This is a genomic window from Nocardioides panacisoli (assembly GCF_039537325.1).
Taxonomy (GTDB): domain Bacteria; phylum Actinomycetota; class Actinomycetes; order Propionibacteriales; family Nocardioidaceae; genus Nocardioides; species Nocardioides panacisoli.
Genome location: NZ_BAABAH010000004.1, coordinates 38,019 through 63,954, shown reverse-complemented (window position 1 = coordinate 63,954; position 25,936 = coordinate 38,019). Strand labels below are relative to the sequence as shown.

The 25,936-nt window shown below is 72.0% G+C and carries 25 protein-coding genes; 14 read left to right on the top strand and 11 right to left on the bottom strand.

What is annotated here, in order from left to right:
* Positions 1-41: 41 nt before the first annotated feature.
* Genes ABD709_RS07740 through ABD709_RS07730 form a run of 3 tightly spaced genes read left to right on the top strand, consistent with a single transcriptional unit; the run spans position 42 to position 1,916 of the window.
* Entirely contained in the window at positions 42-620 is a 579-nt protein-coding gene (locus ABD709_RS07740) for a carboxymuconolactone decarboxylase family protein (RefSeq protein ID WP_344774003.1), read from the top strand.
* Entirely contained in the window at positions 617-1,399 is a 783-nt protein-coding gene (locus ABD709_RS07735) for an SDR family oxidoreductase (protein WP_344774001.1), read from the top strand. Before ABD709_RS07740 ends, ABD709_RS07735 begins: the two co-directional genes overlap by 4 nt.
* Before the next feature lie 25 nt (positions 1,400-1,424).
* Entirely contained in the window at positions 1,425-1,916 is a 492-nt protein-coding gene (locus ABD709_RS07730; protein WP_344773999.1) for an O-acetyl-ADP-ribose deacetylase, read from the top strand.
* 105 nt (positions 1,917-2,021) lie between these two features.
* Here ABD709_RS07730 and serC read toward each other — a convergent pair whose 3' ends face one another.
* Positions 2,022-3,143, bottom strand: coding sequence for a phosphoserine transaminase (serC, locus tag ABD709_RS07725; protein ID WP_344773997.1), 1,122 nt, complete (start codon positions 3,141-3,143; stop codon positions 2,022-2,024).
* A 112-nt stretch (positions 3,144-3,255) separates the two neighbouring features.
* Between serC and ABD709_RS07720 the strand changes: the two genes are divergently transcribed.
* Both ABD709_RS07720 and ABD709_RS07715 read left to right on the top strand, forming a co-directional pair.
* On the top strand, positions 3,256-3,747 hold the full coding sequence (locus tag ABD709_RS07720) for a GNAT family N-acetyltransferase (protein WP_344773995.1): 492 nt from the start codon (positions 3,256-3,258) through the stop codon (positions 3,745-3,747).
* An 83-nt stretch (positions 3,748-3,830) separates the two neighbouring features.
* A complete protein-coding gene (locus ABD709_RS07715; RefSeq protein WP_344773993.1) occupies positions 3,831-4,187 on the top strand; it encodes a hypothetical protein in 357 nt (118 codons plus the stop codon).
* Between the two features lie 28 nt (positions 4,188-4,215).
* Here the strand turns inward: ABD709_RS07715 and ABD709_RS07710 are convergent, their stop codons facing one another.
* On the bottom strand, positions 4,216-5,319 hold the full coding sequence (locus tag ABD709_RS07710; protein WP_344773991.1) for a citrate synthase 2: 1,104 nt from the start codon (positions 5,317-5,319) through the stop codon (positions 4,216-4,218).
* 79 nt (positions 5,320-5,398) lie between these two features.
* Between ABD709_RS07710 and pdxH the strand changes: the two genes are divergently transcribed.
* Entirely contained in the window at positions 5,399-6,049 is a 651-nt protein-coding gene (gene pdxH / locus ABD709_RS07705; protein ID WP_344773989.1) for a pyridoxamine 5'-phosphate oxidase, read from the top strand.
* A gap of 8 nt (positions 6,050-6,057) precedes the next feature.
* On the opposite strand, the gene ABD709_RS07700 is transcribed toward pdxH, so the two are convergent.
* The 3 genes from ABD709_RS07700 to ABD709_RS07690 all read right to left on the bottom strand — a co-directional run bounded on the left by ABD709_RS07700 (position 6,058) and on the right by ABD709_RS07690 (position 7,972).
* Complete coding sequence (locus tag ABD709_RS07700; RefSeq protein ID WP_344773987.1) at positions 6,058-6,297, bottom strand: hypothetical protein; 240 nt, start codon at positions 6,295-6,297, stop codon at positions 6,058-6,060.
* 81 nt (positions 6,298-6,378) lie between these two features.
* The gene (locus tag ABD709_RS07695) at positions 6,379-7,026 is read right to left on the bottom strand and encodes a serine/threonine-protein kinase (protein ID WP_344773985.1); all 648 of its coding nucleotides are present in this window, start codon (positions 7,024-7,026) and stop codon (positions 6,379-6,381) included.
* A gap of 43 nt (positions 7,027-7,069) precedes the next feature.
* Positions 7,070-7,972: a GNAT family N-acetyltransferase gene (locus ABD709_RS07690; protein ID WP_344773983.1), complete on the bottom strand. Its 903-nt coding sequence runs from the start codon at positions 7,970-7,972 to the stop codon at positions 7,070-7,072.
* A 24-nt stretch (positions 7,973-7,996) separates the two neighbouring features.
* On the opposite strand from ABD709_RS07690, the gene ABD709_RS07685 reads away from it, so the two are divergent.
* Positions 7,997-9,706 (top strand): CocE/NonD family hydrolase, encoded by a 1,710-nt coding sequence (locus tag ABD709_RS07685; protein WP_344773981.1) that lies wholly within the window; start codon positions 7,997-7,999, stop codon positions 9,704-9,706.
* Here ABD709_RS07685 and ABD709_RS07680 read toward each other — a convergent pair.
* From ABD709_RS07680 to ABD709_RS07665, 4 genes are read right to left on the bottom strand one after another with little or no spacing between them, the layout of a single operon-like run.
* Positions 9,655-10,947, bottom strand: coding sequence for a glycosyltransferase (locus tag ABD709_RS07680; protein WP_344773979.1), 1,293 nt, complete (start codon positions 10,945-10,947; stop codon positions 9,655-9,657). The genes ABD709_RS07685 and ABD709_RS07680 overlap by 52 nt on opposite strands.
* Positions 10,944-11,510: a hypothetical protein gene (locus ABD709_RS07675; RefSeq protein WP_344773977.1), complete on the bottom strand. Its 567-nt coding sequence runs from the start codon at positions 11,508-11,510 to the stop codon at positions 10,944-10,946. Before ABD709_RS07675 ends, ABD709_RS07680 begins: the two co-directional genes overlap by 4 nt.
* Positions 11,507-12,682: a glycosyltransferase gene (locus ABD709_RS07670; protein WP_344773975.1), complete on the bottom strand. Its 1,176-nt coding sequence runs from the start codon at positions 12,680-12,682 to the stop codon at positions 11,507-11,509. Before ABD709_RS07670 ends, ABD709_RS07675 begins: the two co-directional genes overlap by 4 nt.
* A 29-nt stretch (positions 12,683-12,711) precedes the next feature.
* The gene (locus tag ABD709_RS07665) at positions 12,712-13,296 is read right to left on the bottom strand and encodes a helix-turn-helix domain-containing protein (protein WP_344773973.1); all 585 of its coding nucleotides are present in this window, start codon (positions 13,294-13,296) and stop codon (positions 12,712-12,714) included.
* 77 nt (positions 13,297-13,373) lie between these two features.
* Between ABD709_RS07665 and ABD709_RS07660 the strand changes: the two genes are divergently transcribed.
* Together ABD709_RS07660 and ABD709_RS07655 are read left to right on the top strand one after the other, a co-directional pair.
* On the top strand, positions 13,374-14,315 hold the full coding sequence (locus ABD709_RS07660; protein WP_344773971.1) for an NAD(P)/FAD-dependent oxidoreductase: 942 nt from the start codon (positions 13,374-13,376) through the stop codon (positions 14,313-14,315).
* A 23-nt stretch (positions 14,316-14,338) separates the two neighbouring features.
* Positions 14,339-14,581, top strand: coding sequence for a putative antibiotic biosynthesis monooxygenase (locus tag ABD709_RS07655; protein ID WP_344773969.1), 243 nt, complete (start codon positions 14,339-14,341; stop codon positions 14,579-14,581).
* Here ABD709_RS07655 and ABD709_RS07650 read toward each other — a convergent pair.
* Positions 14,565-15,806, bottom strand: a complete 1,242-nt coding sequence (locus tag ABD709_RS07650; RefSeq protein ID WP_344773967.1) for an MFS transporter — start codon at positions 15,804-15,806, stop codon at positions 14,565-14,567. The genes ABD709_RS07655 and ABD709_RS07650 overlap by 17 nt on opposite strands.
* A gap of 62 nt (positions 15,807-15,868) precedes the next feature.
* Here ABD709_RS07650 and ABD709_RS07645 point away from each other — a divergent pair, with 62 nt between their 5' ends.
* The 4 genes from ABD709_RS07645 to ABD709_RS07630 all read left to right on the top strand — a co-directional run bounded on the left by ABD709_RS07645 (position 15,869) and on the right by ABD709_RS07630 (position 21,851).
* Positions 15,869-18,610 carry a winged helix-turn-helix domain-containing protein gene (locus tag ABD709_RS07645; protein ID WP_344773965.1) on the top strand — a complete coding sequence of 914 codons (2,742 nt, stop codon included), beginning with the start codon at positions 15,869-15,871 and terminating at the stop codon, positions 18,608-18,610.
* A gap of 75 nt (positions 18,611-18,685) precedes the next feature.
* A complete protein-coding gene (locus ABD709_RS07640; protein ID WP_344773963.1) occupies positions 18,686-18,988 on the top strand; it encodes a hypothetical protein in 303 nt (100 codons plus the stop codon).
* Positions 18,985-21,147: an MMPL family transporter gene (locus tag ABD709_RS07635; protein ID WP_344773961.1), complete on the top strand. Its 2,163-nt coding sequence runs from the start codon at positions 18,985-18,987 to the stop codon at positions 21,145-21,147. The genes ABD709_RS07640 and ABD709_RS07635 overlap by 4 nt, the downstream gene beginning before the upstream one ends.
* On the top strand, positions 21,144-21,851 hold the full coding sequence (locus tag ABD709_RS07630) for a DUF2306 domain-containing protein (RefSeq protein ID WP_344773959.1): 708 nt from the start codon (positions 21,144-21,146) through the stop codon (positions 21,849-21,851). Before ABD709_RS07635 ends, ABD709_RS07630 begins: the two co-directional genes overlap by 4 nt.
* Here ABD709_RS07630 and ABD709_RS07625 read toward each other — a convergent pair.
* Positions 21,808-24,015 (bottom strand): MMPL family transporter, encoded by a 2,208-nt coding sequence (locus ABD709_RS07625; RefSeq protein WP_344773957.1) that lies wholly within the window; start codon positions 24,013-24,015, stop codon positions 21,808-21,810. The genes ABD709_RS07630 and ABD709_RS07625 overlap by 44 nt on opposite strands.
* Positions 24,016-24,480: 465 nt before the next feature.
* Between ABD709_RS07625 and ABD709_RS07620 the strand changes: the two genes are divergently transcribed.
* Positions 24,481-25,935: a GGDEF domain-containing protein gene (locus ABD709_RS07620; RefSeq protein WP_344773955.1), complete on the top strand. Its 1,455-nt coding sequence runs from the start codon at positions 24,481-24,483 to the stop codon at positions 25,933-25,935.
* Position 25,936 lies beyond the last annotated feature (1 nt).

The following is a 25,936-nucleotide window of genomic DNA, read 5'->3' as shown; positions in this document are numbered from 1 at the left end:
CGACACTTGCGTGCACTAGTGCCGATAACTAGCGTCGCCGCATGACCGCACCAGCCATCGGCCGGGTCGCGCCGCTCCCCGAGCCGTGGAGCGACGAGGACGCGGCCGCCATCGGCCGCTGGGGCCACCCCGAGGCGACGTACGACGCGCTGCTGCTGACCCGGTGCCTGCAGCGGGTCCCGCGGCTCGCCGACCGGACCCGGGCGCTGGGGGAGAGCCTCTACGTCCACGGCCGGTTGCCGGCGCGGCAGCGCACGATCGCCATCCTGCGCACCTGTGCCCGCGTCGGGTGCGCCTACGAGTGGGGCGGCCAGGCGGCGTTCTGGGGGCCGCTGACCGGCGTACGCGAGGCCGACTGCGACGCGCTCGTGATCGGCGGCGCCGACGACGAGCGGTGGTCCCCCGACGAGCAGGCGCTGATCGCCGCCGTCGACGAGCTCGAGGCGACGGGCTCGCTGTCCGAGGACGCGTGGGCCGGGGTGGGCTTCCTCGACGACGAGCAGCGGATGGAGATGATCGTGGTCTGCGGGTGGTACCGGATGATCTGCACGCTCTGCAACGGGCTGGCGCTGCCCGTGGAGGACTGGATGCGGCCGTGGCCGCGAGGAGGAGACCGATGAGCGACCTGTTCTCGCTGACGGGGAGGACCGCGCTCGTGACCGGTGGCTCGCGGGGGATCGGCCTCGCGATCGCGACCGAATTCCTGCGGGCCGGCGCACGCGTCATCATCTGCGCGCGGCGCGAGGACGAGCTCACCGCGGCGGCGGAGGAGCTCGCGGGGCTCGGTGACGTGGAGACGATCGTCGCCGACCTCTCCTCCCTCGCCGGCGTCGAGGCTCTCGTCGCCGCGGTGTCCGAGCGCACCGACGCCCTGCACGTGCTCGTCAACAACGCCGGGACCACCTGGGGCGCGCCGATCGAGGACTTCCCCGAGGACGGGTGGGACAAGGTGATGACGCTCAACGTGAAGTCGCTGCACTACCTCACCGCGGGTCTGCTGCCGCTCCTGCGCAGCGCCGCCACCGGGGACGACACCGCGCGGGTCATCAACATCGCGTCGATCGACGGGCTGATGGCCCCGATGATGGACAACTACGCCTACTCCGCGAGCAAGGCGGCGGTCGACCAGCTCACCCGGCACCACGCCAGGCGCCTCGCGCCGGAGGGCATCCTGGTCAACGCCATCGCGCCGGGCCTGTTCCCCAGCAAGATGACCGCGTTCATCACCGGCTCGTCCGAGCTCAGCGACCTGGCGATGAGCACCATCCCGGTCGGGCGGATCGGGCGGCCGGAGGAGATCGGCGGCACGGCCGTCTGGCTCGCGTCCCGTGCCGGCGGGTTCACCACCGGCGCCACGATCGTGGTCGACGGCGGCAGCCGGGGAGCCGGCCGGGCCTGACCCGCCTGCGTGGCAGGCTCGGGCCATGGAGATCGAGGTCGTCGAGGGTGACATCACCCGGCAGCAGGTCGACGCGGTCGTCAACGCCGCCAACCGCGGCATGCGTGGCGGCGGCGGGGTGGACGGCGCGATCCACGCCGCCGGTGGGCCGGCCGTCCTGGAGGACTGCGTCCGCCGCTTCCCCGACGGGCTGGCGACCGGGGATGCCGGCTGGACGACCGCCGGGGACCTGCCCGCGCGGTGGGTGATCCACGTCGTCGGCCCCAACTACAACGCCGGCGAGCGCGACCGGTCGCTGCTGACCTCCTGCTACCGCCGCGCCCTCGAGGTCGCCGACCAGCTCGGCGCGCGCACGGTCGCCTTCCCGCTGATCAGCGCCGGCATCTACGGCTGGCCCAAGGAGGACGCCGTCGACGCGGCTCTCGAGACGCTCCGAACCTCGACCACCGACGTCGAGCTGGCCAGGATCGTCGCGTTCGGCCGGCCGGCGTACGAGCTGGTCCGCTCGAGGCTGTGAGCGCTGCAGGTTCCCCAAGGGATGTACCGAAACCCGCGGTTCCCACGGGTTGTACGGCGTGGGGAGCGCAGGCTTTCCTGCATCCCTTGGGAAACCTGCGCGGCGTCAGCTGTTCTCGACCACGAAGTCGATGCAGCGGGTGAGCGCCTCGACGTCGGCGGGGTCGATCGCGGGGTACATCGCGATCCGGAGCTGGTTGCGGCCGAGCTTGCGGTAGGGCTCGGTGTCGACGATGCCGTTGGCGCGCAGGGTGGCGGCGATGGCGGCGGCGTCGATCGCCTCGTCGAAGTCGATGGTGCCGATCACCAGCGAACGGTGAGCGGGATCGGCGACGTACGGCGTGGTGTACGCCGTCCGCTCGGCCCAGCCGTAGAGCGCGTCCGAGGACTCGGTGGTGCGCTCGACCATGCCCTTGAGGCCGCCCTCGCTGTTCATCCAGTCCAGCTGCTCGGCCATCAGGAACAACGTCGCGACCGAGGGGGTGTTGTAGGTCTGGTTCTTCGCGGAGTTGTCGATCGCCGTCGGCAGGTCGAAGAACGCCGGGATGTGCCGGTCCGACGCGGCGATGCGTGCGGCGCGCTCGAGCGCGGCCGGCGACATCAGCGCGATCCAGAGGCCCCCGTCGGAGGCGAAGCACTTCTGGGGCGCGAAGTAGTAGGTGTCGACCTGGGTCAGGTCGACCGGCAGGCCGCCGGCGCCCGACGTCGCGTCGACGAGCACCAGGGACCCGGCGTCGGTGCCCTCGGGCCGCACGACCGGCGCCATCACCGCGGTCGACGTCTCGTTGTGCGCCCAGGCGTAGACGTCGACGCCGGCCTCGGCGACCGGGTCGGGTCGCGAGCCCGGCTCGCTCTTGATCACCGAGGGCGCGTCCAGCCACGGAGCCTGCTCGGCGGCCTTGGCGAACTTCGAGGAGAACTCACCGAAGGACAGGTGCTGCGACTTCTGCTCGATCAGGCCGAAGGTCGCGATGTCCCAGAACGCGGTGGCGCCGCCGTTGCCGAGCACGACCTCGTAGCCGTCCGGCAGGTCGAACAGCGCCGCCAGGCCTTCGCGGACCCGGCCGACCGTGTTCTTGACCGGCGCCTGCCGGTGGGAGGTGCCCATCAGCTCCGAGCCCGTCGCCGCGAGCGCGTCCAGGTGGCCGGTCTGGATCTTGGACGGGCCGGCACCGAAGCGGCCGTCGAGAGGCTTGAGGTCGTCGGGGATCCGGAGCGCGTCGGTCATGCTGCAACCTTCTCATCACGAGTCTTCAGGGAGCTGACGGCGCTGTCAGGAAACCAGTGTGACAGCCCGCTCCGGACGCTGTTCAATCGGCTTGCGCCCCGAGACAGGACCCATGGACACGACCCCGCTCGCCGAGCTCACCCTGCGCCCCGTCGCGTACGCCCACCCCGACGCGACGGCGCTGGTCGCGCGCGTCCAGCAGGAGTACGTCGACCGCTACGGCGGGCCCGACGAGGGACCGGTCGAGGCCGAGGCGTTCGACCCGCCTGCCGGCCTGTTCCTGGTCGGCTACCTCGACGGCGTGCCCGTCGCCACCGGCGCCTGGCGCCGCTCTCCGGTGCGGGCGCTCGGCGGCTCCTCGCCGGCCGAGATCAAACGGATGTACGTCGTGCCCGAGCTCCGCGGCCGCGGCCTCTCCAAGGTCGTGCTCGCCGAGCTGGAGCGTACGGCGATCGCGGCCGGCCACGACGTGCTCGTCCTCGAGACCGGGCTCAAGCAGCCTGAGGCGATCGGGCTCTACACCGGGCACGGCTACGTCCCGATCGAGGGCTTCGGGCACTACTGCGGCAACGAGCTGTCCCGCAGCTTCGGCAAGCGGGTCTGAGCCCGGGCTGCAGCCGGCTTCGGCCGCTGCAGGTTTGCCGGCCCGCGGAACGGTTACCGCGCTCCCAGGACAAGGGAGGGCTCATGGACACCTGGATCTGGATCGTCATCGCCGTCGTCGTGCTGGTGGTGCTCGTCGCGCTCGTGGCGCTGGCAATGAAGCGCAAGCGCGAGGTCGGCCGCGCGAGGGCGGCGGAGATCCGCGCCGAGGCTGCCCAGGTCTCGCCGGAGCTGCGGCGGCGCGAGGCCGAGGCGAAGGGTGCCGAGGCCGAGGCCGAGCGGATGCGCGCGGAGGCCGACCGGCTCGAGCAGGTCGCCGGGGAGCGCCGGGCGGAGGTCCAGGAGGACCGCACCGCCCTCGACGCCCAGCTCCGGGAAGCCGACCGCCTGGACCCGGAGGCCACCGCGCCGCCGGGCAGGCACAGCGCCACCGAGGGCTGACCGCGCCGGCCACGGCGGCCGGCAGGGCTCAGTCGGCCCAGCGCGGGTTCCAGCCGTCGACCGAGTCGGCCGGGCGGCTGGCGGGGCCGGTGTAGATCGCCGACGGCCGGATCAGCCGGCCGGTCTTCACCTGCTCGAGGATGTGCGCGGACCACCCGCCGGTCCGGGCGCACGTGAACATCGAGGTGAACATGTGCGGCGGGATCTCGGCGAAGTCGAGCACGATCGCGGCCCAGAACTCCACGTTGGTCTCGAGCACCCGGTCCGGCCGGCGCTCGCGGAGCTCGGCGAGCGCGGCCTCCTCGAGCGCCTCGGCGACCTCGTAGCGCACCGCGCCGAGCTCGCGGGCGGTGCGCCGCAGGACCCGGGCCCGCGGGTCCTGGGCGCGGTAGACCCGGTGGCCGAAGCCCATCAGCCGCTCGCCGGAGTCGAGCAGCTTCTTGACGTAGGCGCGGGCGTCGCCCGACTTCTCGACGTCCTCGATCATGCCGAGCACCCGGGACGGTGCGCCCCCGTGCAGCGGGCCGCTCATCGCGCCGATCGCGCCGGACAGCGCGGCCGCGACGTCGGCACCGGTGGACGTGATCACCCGAGCCGTGAACGTGGAGGCGTTCATGCCGTGCTCGGCGGCGGAGGACCAGTAGGCGTCGATCGCGGTCGCGTGGTCCGGGTCGGCCTCGCCGCGCCACCGGATCAGGAACTTCTCGGCGAGGGTCTCGCCCTTGTCGACCTCGCGCTGGGGGACGATCGGCTGGTGGATGTCGCGGGCCGACTGGCCGGCGTACGAGAGCACCATCACCGCGGCCCGGGCGAGGTCCTCGCGCACCTCCTCGGGCGTGCTGTCGTAGGTCTGCTTGAAGCCGAACGCCGGCGCGAGCGCGGCGATCGCGGACTGGAGGTCCACCCGGACGTCGCCGGTGTGGAACGGGAGGTTGAACGCCTCGGCCGGCGGCAGCCCCGGCGTGTAGGACCCGTCGATGAGCAGGCCCCACACGTTCTCGAACGGGACGCGGCCGACCAGGTCCTCGATGTCGACGCCGCGGTAGCGCAGCGCTGAACCCTCCTTGTCGGGCTCGGCGATCTGCGTCTCGAAGGCGATGACGCCCTCCAGTCCCTCGTGTACCTCGGGCATCCGCGACTCCTTCATGTCTCGTGGGCGCCGGCTTCTCTTGGGCCCCCGGGCATTCTGCCGCACGAGGTACGTTGCGCCCATGCCTGGTGACCCCTCGGACCTGGCCGCGCTGCGGGTGGAGTACGGCGTCGCGGGATTGGCGGAGACCGACGCCGAGGCCGACCCGATGGCGCTCTGGCGCCGGTGGTACGCCGACGCGGGCGCGGCGGCCCTGCACGAGCCCAACGCGATGGTGGTCGCGACCGTCTCACCCGACGGGCAGCCGTCGGCGCGGATGGTGCTGCTCAAGGGCGTCACCGACGACGGCTTCGCGTTCTTCACCAACACGGCGTCGCGGAAGGGTGACGACCTGGCCGCGGAGCCGAGGTGCGCGCTGCTGTTCCCCTGGCACCCGCTGGAGCGGCAGGTGCGCGTCGAGGGCGTCGCGGTGCCGCTGCCCGAGGCCGAGGTGGCGGCGTACTTCGCCTCCCGGCCGCGCGGGAGCCAGCTGGGTGCGCACGCCTCCCACCAGTCGCGGGTGGTCGCGGGCCGCGAGGAGCTCCAGGCGGCGTACGCCGACGCCGAGCGGGCCTTCGACGGGCAGGACGTGCCGGTGCCCGCGGAGTGGGGCGGCTACCGCGTGCGCCCGGCGGCGATCGAGTTCTGGCAGGGCCGGCCGGGCCGGCTGCACGACCGGCTGCGCTACCGCCGGGAGGGCGGGGAGTGGGTCCGCGAGCGGCTCGCGCCCTGACACACGGGTCAGAGCAGCCCGAGCATCTGCACCCCGGCCACCACGCCGGTCAGGACGAGCAGCAGCCCGACCGCGGCGACGTACCGGCCGAGCCTGCGCGCGAGCGGCCGCCGGACCGGGACGGGCGGCGGATCCTCGAGGAGGAGGCTCGGCTCCAACGGCTCCCCTGATGCCGCCGGAGCCGCTCCCTCCTCGTTCGGCGGTTCCGCTGCTGCGTCCTCCGCCTGCTCGTGGTCGTCGTCCGCCATGGGTGCACCTCGTCGGGGCTCCCTCCCTGGCGAGGAATCTAGGACCGCCGCACGGTCGTCCGCGGCGGAACGCCGGGTTCTTTACCGTCCGGACGACGGGCGGCGGCGCCGGCGGCCCGACCGGCGGCGCCGCCGGTCCCGGTTGGGGCGTTCGGGGTCGAAGATCGCCTCCGGCAGGGCCTCGCCCTCGCCGACGGTGCCCAGCTCGGGGACGGCGCGCGGGGGAGAGACGAGGTCGCGCATCGCCTGCTGGAACTCGGCCTTGGTCTGCGGACCCTGCGGGCTCTGCGGGCGGGGCGCTTCGGCCACGTGGGGCTCCTCGTCATCGGCGTCGTCGGCTGCTCGGTCGGGCTCCTCGGTCGCGGGCTCGTCGTACGCCGGCCAGGCTGCGTCGAGCGCCGCGACCATCGCGCCCGGGGCCGGCCGCGCCGACCGGTCGGGCGAGAGCGCCAGCATGAGGGCGTCCCCCGCGGCGTCCGGGAAGCCCGGCAGCGCGTCGGTCACCGGACGCGCCCGGTCGGGGCCCTCCGCGAACGGGTCGATCCCCGTCAGCGCGTGGTAGGCGACGGTCGCGAAGCCGAAGGCGTCGGCGGGACCCTCGCCGATCTGGTCGGCGAGCTGGCGCAGCAGCGGCAGCACGCGCGCCGGCGGCAGCGGTCCGTCGGCCTCGGACACGATCTCGCTCAGCTCGACCAGTGCGTCCGGCGGCGCCACCTTGCCCCACGTCATGGGAAAAGACTGCCGGGTCGACGGTCCCGAGCGAAACCCGGGGTCATGGGAAGGCCCGCCGCATCCGGTAGGCGCCGCCCACGATCTCGTAACCCAGCTTCGCGTTGACCCGGCGGATGCCGGCGTTGCCCTCCTCGTTGGTGGTGTAGCTCGCCGTCGCGCCGCGCTCGGCCGCCAGCCGGTGCGCGTACTGCTTCAGCGCGAGCCCGATGTTGCGCCCGCGGAACGACTGGCCGACGCCGGTGTAGTGGATGGACAGCACGCCGTCGTCGATGTCACCGGTGATGATCGCGGCCGGTGCGCCGTCGAGACGGGCGAGGACCGCGAGGAAGTCCTGCGTCTCCTGGAACCGCCGGAACATCGGCAGCGACTGGCGGATCCCGGCGGCAGCCTCGGGATTGGTCTGGCTGTCCTGGAGCATCGCCTCGACGGCGTCCTCGTCCGGGAAGACCAGGTCGCTGACGTCCTCGTAGGTCAGGCCCGGGACCGGGACCGGCTCCGGGAGGTCGACGAGCCGGAGCTCGGAGTTGATCCCGTGCTGGGTGACGGCGAACCCGTGGGCCTCCGCGATCGCGCGCGACTCGGGATCGTCGTCGGCGACGGCCGTGCCGAGCAGCGTGATCGCTGCAGGCACGGTGGTGAGCAGCTCGTCGTACAGCGCCCGGCCGATGCCGCGCCCGGCATGCTCGCGCGCCACCACCACGTTCACGAGGGCGAAGTCCGGCGGGAACATCGAGGGGTGGGCGGAGATCCCCCAGCCGGCGAGGTCCTCGCCGACGTACGCCGTCCGCAGGTGGAAGTACCTGGCCTTGTCCCGGTTGACGAAGCCGAACTCCGCCTCGGAGCGGCGCAGTGACGGGATGCGGGCCAGCCACAGGTCGACCAGCGGGGCGTGATCATCGGGGTCGCCGACCCGCACCTCGTGCGGAATCCCGGTGACGGTCATGGCTCATCATGCAATGCTCAGCCCGTGCGAGTCCTGGCAATTGCCCTCGCCGTGCTCCTGGCTCCGCTCGCGGCAGTGCCGCGCGCGTCCGCGGCCGTGCCCGCCGACGCGCCCGCGCCGGTCGTCGTGGACCAGCGGTTCACGGCCTCCGACGGCGTCGAGCTGCAGACGACGCTGACGAGCACCGGGCCGGTGCAGCCGCGGCCCACGGTGGTCGAGTTCTCGCCGTACGGCGACAACAGCCAGACGCTCACGGTCGGGCCGGACTACAACTACCTGCTCGTCCAGATCCGCGGTACCGGCGACAGCGACGGTTCCTTCGACGCCCTCGGCCCGCGCAGCCAGCAGGATGTCGCCGAGGTGCTCGACTGGGCGTGCCACCAGCCGTTCAGCGACGGGGACCTGGCGCTCAACGGGTTCTCCGCGAGCGCGATCGTGCTCTACAACAGCTGGCACGAGCACCTGCCGTGCGTCCGCGCGGCGATCCTGAAGTCGGGCACCCACGAGCTCTACCGCGACCTGCTCGTCCCGGGCGGGATCCTCAACCTGCTGCCCGGCGCCGGCGTGCTCGCGCTGATCGGCGCGCCGGCGCTGATGCAGGGCATCGACCGGCTCCAGCGCGACCCCTCGAGCTCCCTCGACGTCATCGGCGGGATGTTCACCACCGGCACCAGCGTGCTGGCGCACCCCACCCTGGACAGCTGGTGGCAGCAGCGCGGGTGGCGGGGCGACGCCAACGACATTCCCGTCCTGATGGTCGACGGGTTCTTCGACGTCGAGTCGCGCGGCGCGTTCGAGGGCTACCAGGCGCTGAAGGACGACGGCGCGCACCTGCTGCTCGCCGGCGGCCATGACGGCTCGCCGGCCGGCACCGACGGCGGTGCGGCCGAGGAGGCCGCCTGGCTCGACCACTACGTCCGCGGCGTCGACAACGGCGTGGAGCAGCACCCGCGGGTGCAGCTGCTGATGCCGGTCGGCGACCGGGAGGACTACCTGCACGGCGACTACACGACCTACGACGCCACCGACTGGCCGGTGCCCGGCACCGACTGGGACACGCTCTACCTCGGCGCGGGCCACGCCCTGAGCGAGACCCCGGCGGCGCGCGCCTCGACGGCGTCGTACGCCACCGTGCCGACGCTCCCGACGATGACCGACGTGCCCAACATGGCGCTGGTCGGTGCCGCCGGTCTCGACGCGCTCACCGGAGCGCTGCCGCTGCTCACCCAGTCCGACCTCGCCGGGCTGACCGGGCTGAGCTTCCGGACGGCGCCGCTGCGGCAGGACGTCACCCTCGCCGGCCCGCTCTCGCTCGACCTGACCCTGTCCACGACGACGCCGGACAGCGGCATCTGGGTGGTGCTGACCGACGTGGCGCCGGACGGCACGAACCACCCGCTCACCGTCGGACGCCTCTCGACGTCCTATCCCGGCGTGGTCGCCGGGAAGTCCCGCATCGACGCCGACGGCGACATCGTGGAGCCGTACGGCGACTACAGCCACAAGGACCCGGCGAAGCCGCTCGTGGCGCGGCGCTACCACGTCGAGCTGTGGCCGGTCGGCAACAAGTTCGAGGCGGGGCACCGGATCGGCGTGCAGATCGTCGGCACCTCGGCGGCATCCATGCCCTCCCTCCCCGCGCTGCACACGGTGCGGCTCGGCGGGTCGGACGGCGCGCGGCTCTACGTGCCGGTGCTGCCGGGCAGCGACCTCGGCGCCGCGCTCTCGAACTGAAGGACCTCGGCGGCGATCAGGTCCACGGCGGGCGCAGCGGCGATGCCGGCGGCGATCCGGGCGGCTGCCCGGGCGTAGGCGGGGTCGTCGAGCACCGTGCGGAGGGCGGCTGCGAGGTCGCCCTGCCTCCGTGGGCGGACGGCGACGCCGGCGGCGACCAGCCGGGCGGCGTGGTCGAACTGGTCGTAGTCGACCGGGAGCACCACCGCGGGCAGCCCGGCCGCGAGGGTGTGACCGAGCACCCCCGACCCGCCGTGGTGGACGACCGCGTCGAAGCGGGGCAGGTCGCGGGCGTAGTCGACGTACGGGTGGATGTGCAGGTTCGAGGGGCTCGAAGTGAGGGTTCGAGGTGCTCGAAGTGAGGGTTCGACGGTGCCCAGGCTCAGGTGCAGGTCGACGTGCGGGAGGGCCGCGGCGGCGGTGGCGGTGAGGTCGAGGAGCGTCTGCTTGTGCCAGGGCAGGTGGGTGCCGGCGGTGACGAGGACGTGCCGGCGCCCGGACGTCAGCTCCGGGACGGGGTGGGTGGTCGGCGGCGTGTGCAGCACCGGGCCGACGTAGCGCACCGACGGCGGCAGCCGCCGCGGGAACTCGATCGCCTCGGGGGTCAGCGCGAGGATCCGGTCGGGGGAGTAGGCGGCCTCGCTGCCGTCGGCGCGGTAGGCGCCCGTGACGCCCAGCGCGGCGAGCCGGCGCCGGGTCGCGAGGTGAACCGAGCGCTTGAAGCCGCGGGTCAGCAGCCGGCCGGCGGCGTCCCGGCCCCGGCCGAGCGGTCCGGTGCCGGGGCGGAGCCCACCGAGGTAGGCGGGCGGGCCGCTGGTCGCCTCGATCGCGCAGGGCGAGGCGTGCAGCGTCCACCACCCGGCACCGGCCGCCTCCGCCGCGTAGCCCGCGGCCGGCAGGGTGAAGTCGACGATCGCCAGGTCCGGGCGCTGCTCGGCCCAGATCCCGGCGAGCTCGCGCTGGAACCGCGCCTGCAGCCGGAGCGCGGCGCTGAACTGGCGGGACAGCCGGACCGGGTTGCTGCCGATCGGGTACGGCGGGTTCACGATCGCCTCGACCTCGGCGTCCGCGCCGTCGAGGACGGCGAGCCCCGGCACGCCGGCGGCGGCGACGGCCGCCCGGGCGCCCGGCGTGCTGATCACGCGTACGTCGACGCCGGGCTCCCGCGCAAGGCGGGCGGCGACGCCGAGGGCGGGATGCAGGTGGCCGGCCATCGGCGGCGCGACCAGGTCCACCCTCACGTCGGGACCCCGGGACCGGTCAGCTCCGCGATCAGGTCGCGGCAGACCGCGGCCAGCTCCGGCTGCGCCAGGTAGTCCAGGTGGCCGCCGTCGACGTACACGTCGCTCGGCCACCAGCGCGCCATCGGGTCGTGACGGCTGCCGACCCGGATCGTGCGGCAGGCCGGCGGGCGGGTCGCGACGGCGCCGTACGCCACCACGACGAGCCTGTCGAGCAGCGTGGCCGGCAGGTCCAGCCGCCCGAGCAGGTCCAGGCCGATGCTGCCGGCCAGGACGAGGCTGCGGTCGGCCCGCTCGAGGCGGCCGGCGACCGCGGCGCGGTGGCGTGCGGCCCAGCCCGCCCGCCGGATGCGTACGGCGAGCGCGGCGTGGCGCAGGCTGCCGAGCCAGAGCGGGACCGGGGCGTAGAGCGGCGTCGCGTCGTCGTACGGGAAGTTCAGCCGGACCTTCGCCTCCTCGGTCAGCGGCAGCGCGTCGAGGAACGCGTGCTGGGCCGGCGACAGCGCGCAGCTGCGCGGGTCGCTCTGGCCGGTCAGCACCAGCACCTGGAGCGGGAGCGTCATCGGGCCGGCTCGGGCACGGGCGTGAACCGGTCGTCGGCGTGCACCCGGTAGACATGGGTGCGCCAGGTGATCGTGCGCCGCAGCGCGCCGTGGCCGAGGTGGACCGGCTGGGCGAGCTCGGAGACCACCGACAGCACCGGCCGCTGGAGCGAGCGTCCGTGGATCCGTCGTTGCACGACCTCGAGCAGCAGCGACCGCACCGTCAGCACCGCGAGCAGTGGGCCCGGGCGGCGGGTCCGTGCCGTGCCGAGGAGGAGGGTCCAGAGCAGCAGCGGATGGGTCCCGTGCAGGGTGCTGATGGCGGCGACCTTCGACAGCGGCTGGCGACGGAGCAGCACGGTCGCGAAGAGCATCCACCGGTGCATCAGCCGCACGTAGTGGCCGCCCGTCGGCACCGTCGTCGTCAGCCACTGCGGCGACGCGGTCTGGCAGATCGTGCCGCCGTCGTCCAGCACCCGCCCGGCGACGGCGAGGTCGTCGGTCAGGCTGCGCAGCATCGGGCCGAACCCGCCCATCGCCCGGAGGTCGGCGACCCGCATCGCCCAGGTCATGCCGTTGATGGTCACCGGCTCCATCGGCAGGTAGGTCACCGCGGCGTTGTTGTCGACGAACTGCTCGACGAGCCGGGCCCAGAGCGTGCTGCCGGGGAGGTACGCCGGCAGCCCGGTCGCGAGCGTGGCCCGGTCGAGCCCGCCGAGCAGGGCGCCGAGGCTGGCCAGCGGGAGCCGGGTGTCGTCGTCCAGCACGACCAGCACGTCGTCGGGGCGGCAGCCGTCCAGCGCGGCCTGGAGCTTCCAGAGCTTCGGGTTGGTCCCGTCGGGAGCCGGCTCGCACAGGACCACCTCGACGACCGTCGTGGCGTCGTCGGCCCGGCCGAGGTCGGCCGCGAGCCTCCGGGCCACCCGCTGTGCCTCCGGGTCGTCGGTGTCCACCAGCCAGCAGAACCGCGCGCCCTCGAGGGCGAGCAGGTTGTCGCGCAGCGCGTCCTCGAGGCCCGGGTCACCGCTGAGGATCGGCTGGGCCACGACCACCCGCGCGAGCCTCCCGGGACTCGGCTCCACGGCCGCCGGCGCCCGTCCCGCAGCCCGCAGCGCCGCCGCCGTCTTCCCGGCCTGGAGCGCGACGTAGCCGGCGGCCGCGAGTGCCAGAGGAGAGGGTCGCCGCCGGGTCACGGGCCGACCCTAGCCGCGCGGGCGACTCGTCACGCGCGATCCTCCGCCTCCGCTCGGACGTGCATCCGCTCACCCGGGCGGCCGAAGATGCTCAGGACCTCGGCCGGGCCGTCGCCCGTGCTGCCGAACCAGTGCGGGAGCGTCGTGTCGAACTCGGCGGCCTCACCCGGTCCCAGCACGAGCTCCTGGTCGCCGAGCACGAGGCGCATCTGCCCGGTCAGGACGTACAACCACTCGTAGCCATCGTGGGTCCGTGGCTGCGGGTTCGACTGGGTCGCGGGAATGACGATCTTCCACGCCTGGACGGCTCCGGGCTGTTTGGTCAGCGGGATGACAGTGCGACCGTTCACGCGCCTCGGCTTGAGCCGGATCCGCGGATCGCCTTCCTCGGGTGCGCCGACCAGGTCGTCCAGCGGCAGTCGGTGCGCGTGAGCGAGCGGCAACAACAGCTCGAGGCTCGGGCGGCGCTGGCCGTTCTCGAGCCTGGACAGCGTGCTCTTGGAGATCCCCGTCGCCTCGGACAGCGCCGTCAGGGTCACCCCTCGTTGAGTTCGAATCCGCTTGAGCCGTGGCCCGACCAGGTCGAGGGCCTCGGCGATCGGAGTGGCGTTCATCGGCCCAGTTCACTCCGTCGTCCCGGGTTTGGCAACAGTAGTTGCCGTTCATGCGGCGCTCGACGGAACCTGGAGGGGTGAACGACCCCAACGAGTACGACGTCATCGTGATCGGCGGAAGTGCGGCCGGACTGTCGGCGGCCCTGGTGCTGAGCCGGGCCCGGCGCCGAGTCGCGGTCGTGGACAGCGGCGAACCGCGCAACGCCCCCGCTGCGCACATGCAGGGTTTCCTGTCCCGCGACGGCATGCCACCGCGCGACCTCGTCGCCGCCGGGCGCGGCGAGGTCGAGCAGTACGGCGGTCACCTGGTCGGGGGCCTGGTGTCCGAGGTGCGGCGGCTCGACGCGTCCCGATTCGCGGTCCAGCTCGCAAGCGGCGAGACCTTGAGCGCCCGCCGGGTGCTGTTCGCCACCGGGCTGCGGGACGAGCTACCCGACGTCCCAGGGGTTCGGGACCGTTGGGGACGCGACCTCCTGCACTGCCCCTACTGCCACGGCTACGAGGTCCACGATCTGCCACTCGGCGTACTGGGCCCGGGCCCCGAGACCGTCCAGCACGCGCTGATCATCCGCCAGTGGTCACCGGACGTCGTGCTCTTCACCCATGGCGGCGACCTGACCGCCCCGGAGCGCGAGCAGCTCGAAGCCCGCGGGATCGACGTCGTCGACACGCCCGTGGCGCGTCTGGTCGTCGAGGACGACACGCTGAGAGGCGTCGAGCTGCAGGATGGCCGCACGATTGCCAGGTCCGCGGTGTTCGTCCGGCCTCGGTTCATCCCGAACAACGACCTGCTGACCGCGCTCGGCTGTGAGACAGACGATGGCGGTTGGCCCGTCATCGACAACACCGGTGGAACGTCCGTCCGCGGCGCCTGGGTGGCGGGCAACGCCGCCAACCCCCGGGCACAAGTGATCACCGCCGCGGGCGAAGGATCTGCCGCCGCCATCGCCATCAACAACGACCTCGTGGACGAAGACGTCCGCCAGGCGGTGCGGAATTCCCGTACCACCGACCGCTGAACCATCGACGAAGGAGCACGACCATGGACGACAACGCACGCGCAACATCGGTCCCGCCGCCGACCAAGCACCAACTCGCCCTGATGATCTGGCTCGCCGTGGTGCCCACCCTCATCGGCCTCAACCTGCTGCTGAACGACGCGCTGGCCGATCTTTCCACGGTCCCGAGGACGTTCGTCCTGGCGACGATCGCCGTCCCGATCGTCATCTATGGCCTGATGCCGCGGCTGCACCGCCTGCGCGCCCGGCTCATCGCACGCGCCTGACGGGAAGGATCGCCAGCGCTCCGAGCAAGGCGCAGAGACCGGCAACCGCGTACAACACGCCGTAGCTGCCGCCGCCCAGCGCCAAGACGGTCGGTGCGACCGCCGGCGCCACGGAGAACGGCAGAGCGCCGGCCATGTTGAACACGCCGAGGTCCTTGGCAGTGCTGGAGTCGTCGGGCAGTACGTCGGCAACGAGGGCGAGGTCTACCGCCACGTAGACACCGAACCCGAGACCCGCGAGGGCCATGCCGACGAGAAACCTGTCGAGATCGGTTGAGCTCGCGATGGCGAGGAGCGCCATTCCATAGGTCGCCGAAGCGGTCAGGACGAACGCTTTGCGCCGGCCGGTCCGATCGGAGAGCCTGCCCCCGATCAACGAGGCGCCAACCACCCCTGCCGACTGGACGAGCGTGCTGTGGAAGATCAAGCCCGGGATCTCCGCCTCGTCGCTCCCGAGCCGATTGATCAGGAAGTACGCCTGGTAGGTGACCAGGAAGGCGTAAGCAGTGACGAAGAGGAACCGGCTCACGAAGGCCCACGTGAAGTCCGAGTTCCGTCGAGGGTCGACGTAGAACGTGCCGAGGAACTCGCGCAGCGACCACCTAGGGCGGTCAGACGGCGCGAGCCTCCGGTCGTCCAACCGGACGGCGAACGGAGCGATCAGCACCCCGGCGATGGCGCAGGGCGCGAGAAACATCGCCAGCTCGCTGGCGCTGAACAGCTGCACCACATAGGTGCCGCTCACCGAGGCGATGGGCAGGCAGACGCCGAGCACACCGGAGACGAGGCCGCGCTGCGACCCGGGGACCTGGTCCGGCAGCACCGCGACGAGGGCGGCGAGCAGCCCGTTGAAGAAGAGCTGGGCGGCACACCAGCCGATCAGCACGACCCAGACGTCAGCTGCCAGCGCGACGACCAGGACGCCGAGAGAACCACCGAGCAGTCCGATCGCCATCCAGGGGCGCCGCATTCCGAGGCGTGACGTGGTGCGATCGCTCATCTTCCCGAGGAACGGGTTGCCGACCATGGCGACCAGGGCGCCGACCCCGGTCACGAGTGAGAGGTTCCGCGGTGCGGCCTCGATGCCGACCAGAGAGTTGACCTTCAGGGCCAGCGTGACCAGGAGAGGAGCGATCAGGACCAGGCAGGTGCCCAGGAATGCCAAGGCGTAGAACGTGACGAAGCCCCACCCGACGCGCCGCTCGCTCGGTGGGGTCGCAGTCACTTGCGCCTCCCGTCGCCGAAGCGGTCACCTGGCCCGAGAAGCAAACCTAGAGTCGGTCCATCATGCGCGCGCAGCCGCAGCCCGTCATCCCCGTGACCGTGCTCGAGACCAAGCTCTACGTTCCCCGCCCCCGGAAGGGACGGGTGCCGCGGGTGCGTCTGAGCGAGCGGCTGGACCGCGGGATCCAGTCGAAGCTGGTGCTGGTCTCCGCGCCGGCCGGCTTCGGCAAGACAACGCTTCTCACCGAGTGGTTGGCCGGCCGCTCGGTCGGCGGAGAACGCGGCTCGGCGACCTGGCTCTCCTTGGACGCCGGCGACAACGATCCTGCCCACTTCTGGACGTACGTCATCGCAGGCCTCCGGAGCCTCGTCCCATCGATGGGGGCGTCTGCGCTCGACCTCCTCCAGGACCCGCAGGCCCTGCCCGTGCAGGCGGTGCTCACCACGCTCCTCAACGACCTGGCTGCCGTGGACGACGACGTCGTGCTGGTGCTCGACGACTACCACGTCATCGAGTCGCGTGAGGTGCACGATGGGATGGCGTTCCTCCTCGACCACCTGCCGCCTCAGCTCCACCTGGTGATCGCCAGCCGCGCCGATCCGCCGCTTCCGCTCTCGCGGCTGCGCGCCCGCGGAGAGCTGGTGGAGGTGCGGGCCGCGGATCTGCGGTTCACGGCCGACGAGGCGTCGTCGTACCTCAACGACGCGATGGGCCTCCAGCTGACCGCCGCCGACGTCGCGGCGCTGGAGGGCCGGACCGAAGGGTGGATCGCGGCGCTGCAGCTCGCCGCACTGTCCATGCAGGGTCGCGACGACGCCGCCGCCTTCATCGCGGGCTTCGCCGGAGACGACCGCTATGTCGTCGACTACCTCGTCGAGGAGGTGGTCCAGCGACAACCGAGCGAGGTGCAGGAGTTCCTCCTCCAGACCTCGGTCCTGAGTCGGATGTCCGCATCACTGTGCGACGCCGTGGCCGTTGGTTCTGACGGGAGGTCGATGCTGCTGCAGCTGGAGCGCGGCAACCTGTTCCTGGTGCCTCTCGACGACCAGCGCCGGTGGTACCGCTACCACCACCTCTTCGCCGACGTGCTGCAGGCGCGACTGCTCGACGAGCGTCCTGAGCTGGTGCCCGACCTGCACCAGCGGGCGAGCGGCTGGTACGCCGACAACGGCGAGCCCGCGGAGGCCATCCGCCATGCGATGGCTGGGGGCGACGTCCAGCGAGCGGCCGATCTCGTGGAGCTGAATCTCGCCGCGGTTCGCCGGGATCGCCAGGAGCCGCTTCTCCGTCGGTGGCTGGAGGCGCTACCCGACGACGTGGTCCGGATGCGCCCGGTCCTCTGCGTCGCCTACGCCGGGTCCCGGCTGGGCACTGCCGAGACGGACGGGGTGGAGGCTCGACTCCACGATGCCGAGTACTGGCAGGAGGCGATCGCTCGCGCGGATGACGGCCGGCCAGACGGGATGGTCGCGGTCAACGAGCTGGAGCTCGGCCGGCTCCCGACCTGGACCGCGGTCTACCGCGCCGGGCTCGCCTTGGCGCAGGGCGACAGCGAGACGACCGTGGTCCACGCTCGGCGCGCGCTCGAGCTGCGCGACGAGGACGACCTGCTCGCCCTCGGCGCCGCGACTGCGCTCATCGGGTTGGCGTCCTGGGCGAACGGCGACCTCGAGACCACGCATGCGTCGTACGTCGCCTGTCTGGACACCTTCGAGCGGGCCGGCCACGTGGCGGACGTCATGGGCATCGCGATCACGGTCGGCGACGTCCTCGTCATCTGGGGCCGGCTGGACGACGCGATGCGCACCTACCGGGACGCCCTCCGTCTCGCGGGGATCTTGGACGCCCTGCCGCGTGGAGCAGCCGACATGTACGTCGCGATGAGCGCGATCCACTACGCACGCGGCGACCTCGCGGCCGCGCGGGAGGATCTCGCCCGCAGTCAGGCTCTCGGCGAGCACAAGGGCCTGCCACAGAACCGGTACCGCTGGCGGGTGGCCATGGCACAGGTGCGTGAGGCCGAGGGCGATCTCGATGCAGCGCTCGACCTGCTCGACGAGGCGGATCGGGTCTATGTCGGTGACTTCTCTCCCCGGGTTCGGCCGGTTCCGGCCGTGAAGGCCCGGGTCTGGATCAAGCAGGGCCGGCTGAGCGAGGTCCGGTCCTGGGCCGGCCGCCAGGAGCTGTCGCCGAGCGACACGCTCACCTACGTGCGCGAGTACGAGCACGTCACGCTTGCACGTGCCCTGATCGCGGAGTTCGAGGCCGACCGCGCCCAGACCGTGCTCGACGACGCGGACGGCCTGCTCGCCCGCCTTCTCGACGCTGCCGAGGCTGGCGGTCGTCAGAGCGCGATCGTCGAGATCCTGGTGCTGCGAGCGCGCGTTCGACAGCTGCGCGGCGACCGTGCCGGGGCCCTGGCTGCCCTGGAGCGCGCTCTCGCGCTCGCGGAGCAGGAAGGTCACGTCGGCGTCTTCGTCGACGAGGGAAGCCCGATGGCCGAGCTGCTGACGGCGGTCGCCGCTGCGGGTCGGACGACGAGCGGCTACGTTCGGACGTTGCTCGAAGCGCTCGGTCAGACATCCCTCGACCGCCGCGCCCCGGATGGACTGGTCGAGCCGCTCAGCGACCGCGAGCGCGAGGTGCTCCGGCTGCTCGCGACCGACCTGAGCGGACCCGAGATCGCCCGGCGACTGGTCCTCTCGCTCAACACGGTGCGGACGCACACCAAGAGCGTCTACGCCAAGCTCGGCGTCAGCAGCCGTCGAGCCGCTGTGCGGCGCGCCGAGGACCTCGGTCTCTGATCCGAGCCGGATCACCCTGCCGTTCACCACATGTGGTGATCCGCGCTCACCACATCGCTCCCTAGCTTCGCCGACATGAGCGCGATGTCGAGCGGTGACACCCACGGTCCCGGGCGCTACGAGATCCGACTCAAGGGGCACCTCCACCCGCGCTGGACCACCTGGTTCGACGACCTGACCGTGACCAACGAGGACGACGGCACCACCGTCCTCCGCGGGGTCGTCGTCGACCAGTCGGCCCTGCACGGCCTGTTGCACAAGGTCCGCGACACCGGGCTGCCCCTCGTCTCGGTCGTCCGCGTTCCAGCGGACGAGTCGCCGGTTGCACCGGTCGATCCGACCTCGCACACCACCCCTCCTCGAAAGGCACGACCATGAACAGATTCACCCGTGGCATCGCCATGGCCACCGCGCGGCACCCCTGGCGCACGATCGCGGCGTGGGGCCTCCTGATGGCTGCGGTCTTTGCCGTCGCCGGCGCTCTGGGAGGCACCTTCGTCGATGACTACTCGGCCAAGGGCAGCCAGAGCGCGCACGCGACGGAGCTGATCACCGACACCTTCCCCGATGCCGCCAAGGCGACGGCCCTTGTCGTCTTCGCATCCGAGGACGGCCAGCCGCTCGAGGCGCGTCGCGCAGAGATTGCCGACGTTCTCGCCGACGTGTCCGAGGTCGCTCACGTCGAGTCCGTCGGCGACCCCTTCGCGGACGGCACGATCTCCGAGGACGGCCGGATCGGGTACGCACAGCTCACGCTGGACGCACCGGTGCGAGACCTCGACAAGCCGGAGTTCACGGTGATCTCGAAGGCCGTCTCCACAGTGGAGGTCGACGGACTCCAGGTGGAGCTCGGTGGTGACGCCGTGTTCCTCAAGGCCGAGGATGAGCCCTCTCCTCACATCGCCATCGGGCTCCTCGTGGCGCTCCTCGTTCTTCTCGTCGTCTTCGGGACGATGGTGGCCGCGGTCCTGCCGATCGGGATCTCGTTGATCGCCGTCGGGACCAGTGTCGGCGGCATCATGCTGATGACAGCGGTCATGGACGTCTCACCGTCGGCCATCCCTGTCGCAGGTCTGGTCGGCCTGGGCGTCGGCGTCGACTACGCGTTGTTCGTCGTGTCCCGGTACCGCGAGAACCGGGCCGGAGGCCAGGACAACGGCACCGCGCTGGCAAACGCGATGGGCACCTCCGGAGCCGCGGTCGTCTTCGCCGGCGGGACCGTCGTCGTCGCCACCGCCGCCCTCGCCATCACCGGCCTCGGGGTGCTCACCTCGATCGGCCTCGCCACGGCTCTCATGGTGGCTGCCGCGGTCGCCTCCGCCATCACCCTGCTGCCGGCACTGCTCAGCCTCCTGGGCAACCGCATCGACAAGGGTCGCCTGACCCGCCGCCACCGTGCGCACAAGCCTGCCGAGGAGACCGCCTGGTGGCGCTTCGCCCACCGGGTCTCGGCACGTCCCCTTCCTTACCTGCTTGCCTCCGTCGCGGCCCTGCTCGTCGTCGCCTTGCCGGCGCTGGCGATGCAGACCGCCTTCCCCGCCGCGGGAGACGCTCCGGCCCACACAACTCACCGACAGGCGTACGACCTGCTCACCGAGGGCTTCGGTGTCGGCATCAACGCGCCACTCTCGGTGGTCGTGGACCTCGACGAGCATGGTGTCGACGCCGCCGGCGTCGATGCCCTCTCCCAGCAGATCGCGGACGTTCCCGGGATCGCAGCCGTCAACCAACCCCTCTCCTCGAAGGACGGCGACATCCAGGTCTTCACGGCTGTGCCGACGACCGGACCCGCCGCCGCGGACACCTCCGCGACCATCGAGCGAGTGCGAGACATCATCCCCGGAAACGTCTACGTCACCGGCGTCACGGCCACGACCGACGACCTCAACGCTCAGCTCAGCGACACCCTGCCCTTCTTCATCGGCACCGTCATCGCCGTTTCGTTCCTGCTGCTCATGCTGGTGTTCCGCTCGATCGCCGTGCCGCTCAAGGCCGCGGTGATGAACCTGCTCTCCATCGGTGGCGCGTACGGCGTCCTGGTCGCGGTCTTCCAGTGGGGCTGGGGAGCAGAGCTGCTCGGCCTCGAGGGCCCGACTCCGATCACCTCGATCATCGTCGTGATCATGTTCCCGATCCTGTTCGGGCTCTCGATGGACTACGAGGTGTTCCTCATCTCGCGGATCCGGGAGGAGTACAACCGGATCGGCGACAACGCCGAGGCGGTCGCCCGAGGCCTGGCCGGGACCGGGAGGGTGGTCACCTCCGCCGCACTCATCATGATCGTGGTCTTCCTCAGCTTCGTCGCCAGCCCGGTGCCGTCGCTGAAGATGCTCGGCCTCGGTCTCGCCGTCGCCATCGCCATCGACGCCACCATCGTGCGGATGGTGCTGGTCCCCGCCGCGATGGCTCTGCTCGGCAAGGCGAACTGGTGGCTGCCGGCCTGGCTGGACCGCGTCCTGCCCCAGGTGACGGTCGAGAGCAGCGACGCGGCCGCCACCGAGCCGGAGGCCCGGACGGCTGAGGCCCTCGTCCGGTGACGCAGCACGCTTCCCAAGCTCGCCCCACCACGGCCGATCGGGCGGCCCGTGGTGGGGCGGGCTGGCGGGTGCTCGTCGCGCTGCTGGTCCTGAGCCTGATCCCGCTGGTCTCGGGAGCCCTTCGACTGGTCGAGATCGCCGGCGGTCCCCCACTGCTGCCGGTCAACCCGCGCATCGCGGCGTCTCCCGCTCCCCTGGTGCTCCACGTCATCGGAGCGGTCCTGTACGTCGTGCTGGGCGTGCTCCAGTTCTCGGGCGGCTTGCGCCGCCGCCGACCCGGATGGCACCGGCGGTCAGGGCGCGTCGCCGCCGGCGCTGGACTGGTCGTCGCAGGCTCCGGTGTCTGGATGACGCTCTTCTACCCCGACGCCCCGGGTGGGGCCCTGCTCTGGGCGGTCCGGCTCCTCGTCGGCACCCTCACCGCGGCGTTCATCGTCCTGGGGGTCACCGCGATCCGGCGCGGTCAGGTGGATGCGCACCGCGCGTGGATGATCCGTGCCTATGCGTTGGCCGTCGGCGCCGGCACCCAGGCATTCACCGAGGGCATCGGCGAGGCCACCCTCGGCGTGAACGACCTCAGCAAGGCGATGTCGATGACGGCCGCCTGGGCCATCAACGCCGCCATCGCGGAGTGGACGATCCGGCGCGGCAGGACGGCGCTCACGCGCCGGCTCCGGCCGCAACTGGTGGCTCCTCGTCGATGACGCCGGACACCTCGACATCGTCGTCGGAGAGGTCATGACCCTCGGCCCGGACATGGGGGAGCAGCCGATCGAGCCAGCCCGGGAGCCACCAGTTGCGGTCGCCGAGCAGCTCCATGGTGGCCGGGACGAGCACCATTCGGACGATGGTCGCGTCGATGAGCACGGCCGAAGCCAGGCCGATCCCGAACATCTTTCCGAAGACGTCCTGGCCCAGTACGAACGACAGGAACACCGCGACCATCACGGCCGCGCCGGCGGTGATGACTCGAGCGGACTTGGCGAGTCCGTCGGCGACCGCGAGCGCGTTGTCGCCGGTCTTGTCGTACTCCTCCTTGATCCGTGAGATCAGGAAGACCTCGTAGTCCATGGAGAGGCCGAAGAGAATCGCGAAGATCCCCAGCGGCAGCAGGATCGGCACCGGCGTTCGCTCCGGGATGCCGACCAGGTCCCCCAGCCGACCGCCGCTGACAGCGAGGGTCAGGACCCCGAAGGCGGCGGCGCTGGCGAGCAGGTTCATGACCACTGCCTTGAGCGGCACCACGATGGAACGGAAGACCATCATCAGGAGGAGGAACGACACGAGCAGGACGCCGCCGAAGAACAGGGGAAGACGGTCGGCGACACCATGGGTGATGTCGAGGTTGACCGCGGTCGACCCCCCGACGTCGACGGTGAGGTCCGTGCCCGCGGTCGCTTCGGGAAGAACCGTGCCGCGGAGGCGGTCCACCAGGTTCTCGGTCGCCTGGTCCTGGGGCGAGGTCGTGGGGATCAGGGCGAGCAGCGCGGTGTCCTTTGCGTCGTTGATCGACGCGGGGGAGACGTCTGCTACGCCGGCCACGTCGGACAGCTCGGTGCTCAGGGCGTCCACCTCGCTCAGCAGCTCCTCGCCGGATGCGCCCTGAACGGTGAGGAGAAGAGGTGCCGAGAATCCTGGGCCGAAGCCTTCTGCGAGCAGTTCGTAGGCCTTGTGCGTGGTGAACGTGGGTGGGTCGTTCTGAGCGTCGGGGAAGCCGAACCGGATGCCGAGGAACGGCGCGGCCAGGGCCAGGAGAACCACGAGCCCACCGATGGCGGCTGCCCACGGACGGCGCTGGACGAGACGGCTCCACCGGAACCACCGCGACGCACCAGGAGCCTGGGTGGCCTTGCCGATGAAGGGGACGTGGAGGCGTTCGATGTTGCGGCCGGCGAAGCCGAGCATGGCCGGCAGCAGTGTGAGCGAGGCGGCCATGGTGATCAGCACGGCGAGAGACACCGTGAAGGCGAACCCGTTCAGGGCCGCCTGACCCACGAGCAGGATGCCGAGCATCGAGACGATCACGACGAGTCCCGCGAAGCAGACCGACCGTCCCGCTGTCGCGATGGCGTTCAGGGTCGCCCGTCGCGGCTCCTGTCCGTCGGCGAGGCCGGACCGGAACCGGGTGACGATGAGGAGCGCGTAGTCGATGCCGACGCCGAGGGCGACCATCGCGGCGGTGGGGGGAGCCCAGTCCGGGACGTCCACCACGCGACGCAGGACCTCGCCCAGCATCAGCGACGTGCCGAGGCCGAACAAGGCGGTGATCAAAGGCAGGCCCATGGCCACGGCGGACCCGAAGACCAGGAGCAGGATGACCGCCGCGGCGGCCAGACCGATGCCTTCGGTCCCGACCGAGACGGTCTGGGAGAGCAGGGCGACCTCGCCGCCCACCTCGACCTGGAGGGAGCCGTCGCCATTGGCAAGGATCGGTTCGACCAGGTCCTTGGCCTCCTGGACCGTGAAGTCCGAGTGCGTCATGTCGAGGGCGACCTCGGCGTACGCCGTCCTACCGTCCGCGGAGATCTGACGGGCACCGCCGGCTGCGAACGGACTGGCGACGCCGACCACGTGATCCTCGGTGGCGACCTCCGCGAAGATCGCCTCGGCCCGGGCCACCACGGCCGGCGAGGAGAGGCCGGCGTCGGAGTGGACCACGACCTGGATCGTGTCGCCCGACCGCTGGGGGAAGTTCCGGTCGAGAGTGTCGGCGGCGGCCTTGGACTCCGATCCCGGCTGGAGATAGTCCTGCTTGAGCTCGCCGCCGAAGGCGCTGGCGAGGGCGAACGCACCGAGCAGGGCGGCGAGCCAGACGACCACCACGACCCGGCGCCGTCGATAGCAGAGGTTGGCGAGGCGGATCAGCATGATGAGCTCCAGAGGATCGGGACGCGCGAGGTGACGGCACGCTCGCGCCGAGTCGAGCAGTTCGGCGCCGGAGGCGCCGCCCCGATCAAGCGAGGACTTCCCGAGGAGCGATGGTCCAGACCGTGCGATCGCTCAGACCCCCAACGTCCTCGCTCCCGGCGCCGGACGCCAGCCCCTGTTGCTGTTTCCGGGAAAGCGCGCGCTCGCGGCTCGCGCGGGGACGGTGTCGCGAGGGGGTCAGGCGGCCGTCGGCTCCGCCAGCGCGGACCGTCCGTAGGTTGCCGCCCGCTGCGTCGCATCCGGCTCGTCCGACATCGACCTTCCCTCCCTCGTGGCCCGCGGACGACAACAAGGCCGACCGAGCCATGCGGGCATGGCCCGGAAGGACCAGGCAGCGCGGCCCGACCGGTCGAAATGCCGGAGAAGCCTGCCGCCCGGCGCATCTTGCTCCGCAGGATGGCCCTCGTGACCGCGGTGCCCGTCCTGCAGGACCTCGCACGCCAGGTGGCGGGAGGCGAGCCTCGAGCGGCGCTCACCCGCCTCCTCACACTGGTGTGCGAGCAGCTGGCCATGGAGACGGCGTGCGTGGTCGTCGCCGATGACGTCGGGCCCAGCAGGGTGGTCGCTTCGGTGCATGCCGCTGCCGAGGCCGACGGAACCGCGGAGGCGCTCCTACCGGTGGACCGGCTCGGCTCCGACCGCGTGCTCGCCGAGGGCTCGCTCCTGGTGGCCGACGCCCGCACCGACGAGCGGCTGCACGAGCGAGGGGTGATCGGCTCCTACGCCGGCGTGCCGCTGCGCGACGAGGACGGCGCTGTGTTCGGGGTCCTTGCTGCTCACGGCAGCACCGTGCACACCTCGCTCAACTCTCGCGACGGCGACGTCCTGACCGGGCTCGCGGAGGTGATGGCACCGCTCGTGCTCGCGCTCGGGTCCTCGGTCGAGCAGCCGCCGGCCGCCCCGACCGGGCTGGAGTCGCTGGCCACCGCCGTCGAGGGGGCCGAGGACGTCGAGCACCTCACGCGTCCGCTGCTGGAGGCGCTGGCTGACCTGACCGGCCTCGCATCGACGTACCTGACCGTCGTGCACGAGGCGTCCGGGGTGCAGGAGATCCGCTACGCGCGCAACTCCCGCTCTGGCTTCGAGATGCCGGAGGGGCTGTTCGTCCCGTGGGCCGACACCCTCTGCAAGCGCGCGCTCGAGGAGGACCGGCCCTGCACGACCGACGTGCCGTCGATGTGGGGCGACAGCGACGCCGCGCGGACGCTCGGCATCCAGGTCTATGTCTCCGTGCCGGTGGAGATGCCGGACGGCAGGCTCTGGGGCACGCTCTGCGCGGCCGACTCCGTCGTCGCCGGGGACGCCGAGGCGCACCTGCCCACCATGCGGCTCTTCGCACGCCTGATCGGCGCGCAGGCCGTGCGGGAGGAGGCCCTCCGCCGCGCGCGCGACGAGGCCGACACCGACGCACTCACCGGGTGCGCGTCCCGCAGGGTCGTCGATCCGTGGCTCTCCCGAGAGGTTGCGGCGCTGTCCTCGACCGAGGCGGTCGTTGTGGCGTACGCCGACCTGGACTCCTTCAAGCCGATCAACGACGGCCTCGGCCACGCCGCCGGGGACGCGGTGCTCGCGGAGGTCGGCCGGCGGCTGCGCGCGACCGCGCGGCAGCACGACCTCGTCGCGCGGATGGGCGGCGACGAGTTCTTGGTCGCTGCCCGCCTCCCGCGCAGCGCCACCGAGGACCTGGGCCACCGGGTGCGCGACGCGCTGACGTTCTCGATGGACTGGCAGGGCAGCTCGGTCGACGTGCGCGCGTCGGTCGGCACCGCCTGCTCGGCCGACTACGACACAGCTTCGCTCGTCGCGATGGCCGACGTGGCGATGTACGACGCCAAGCGCGGCGCGCTCGGCGTGCCCTGAG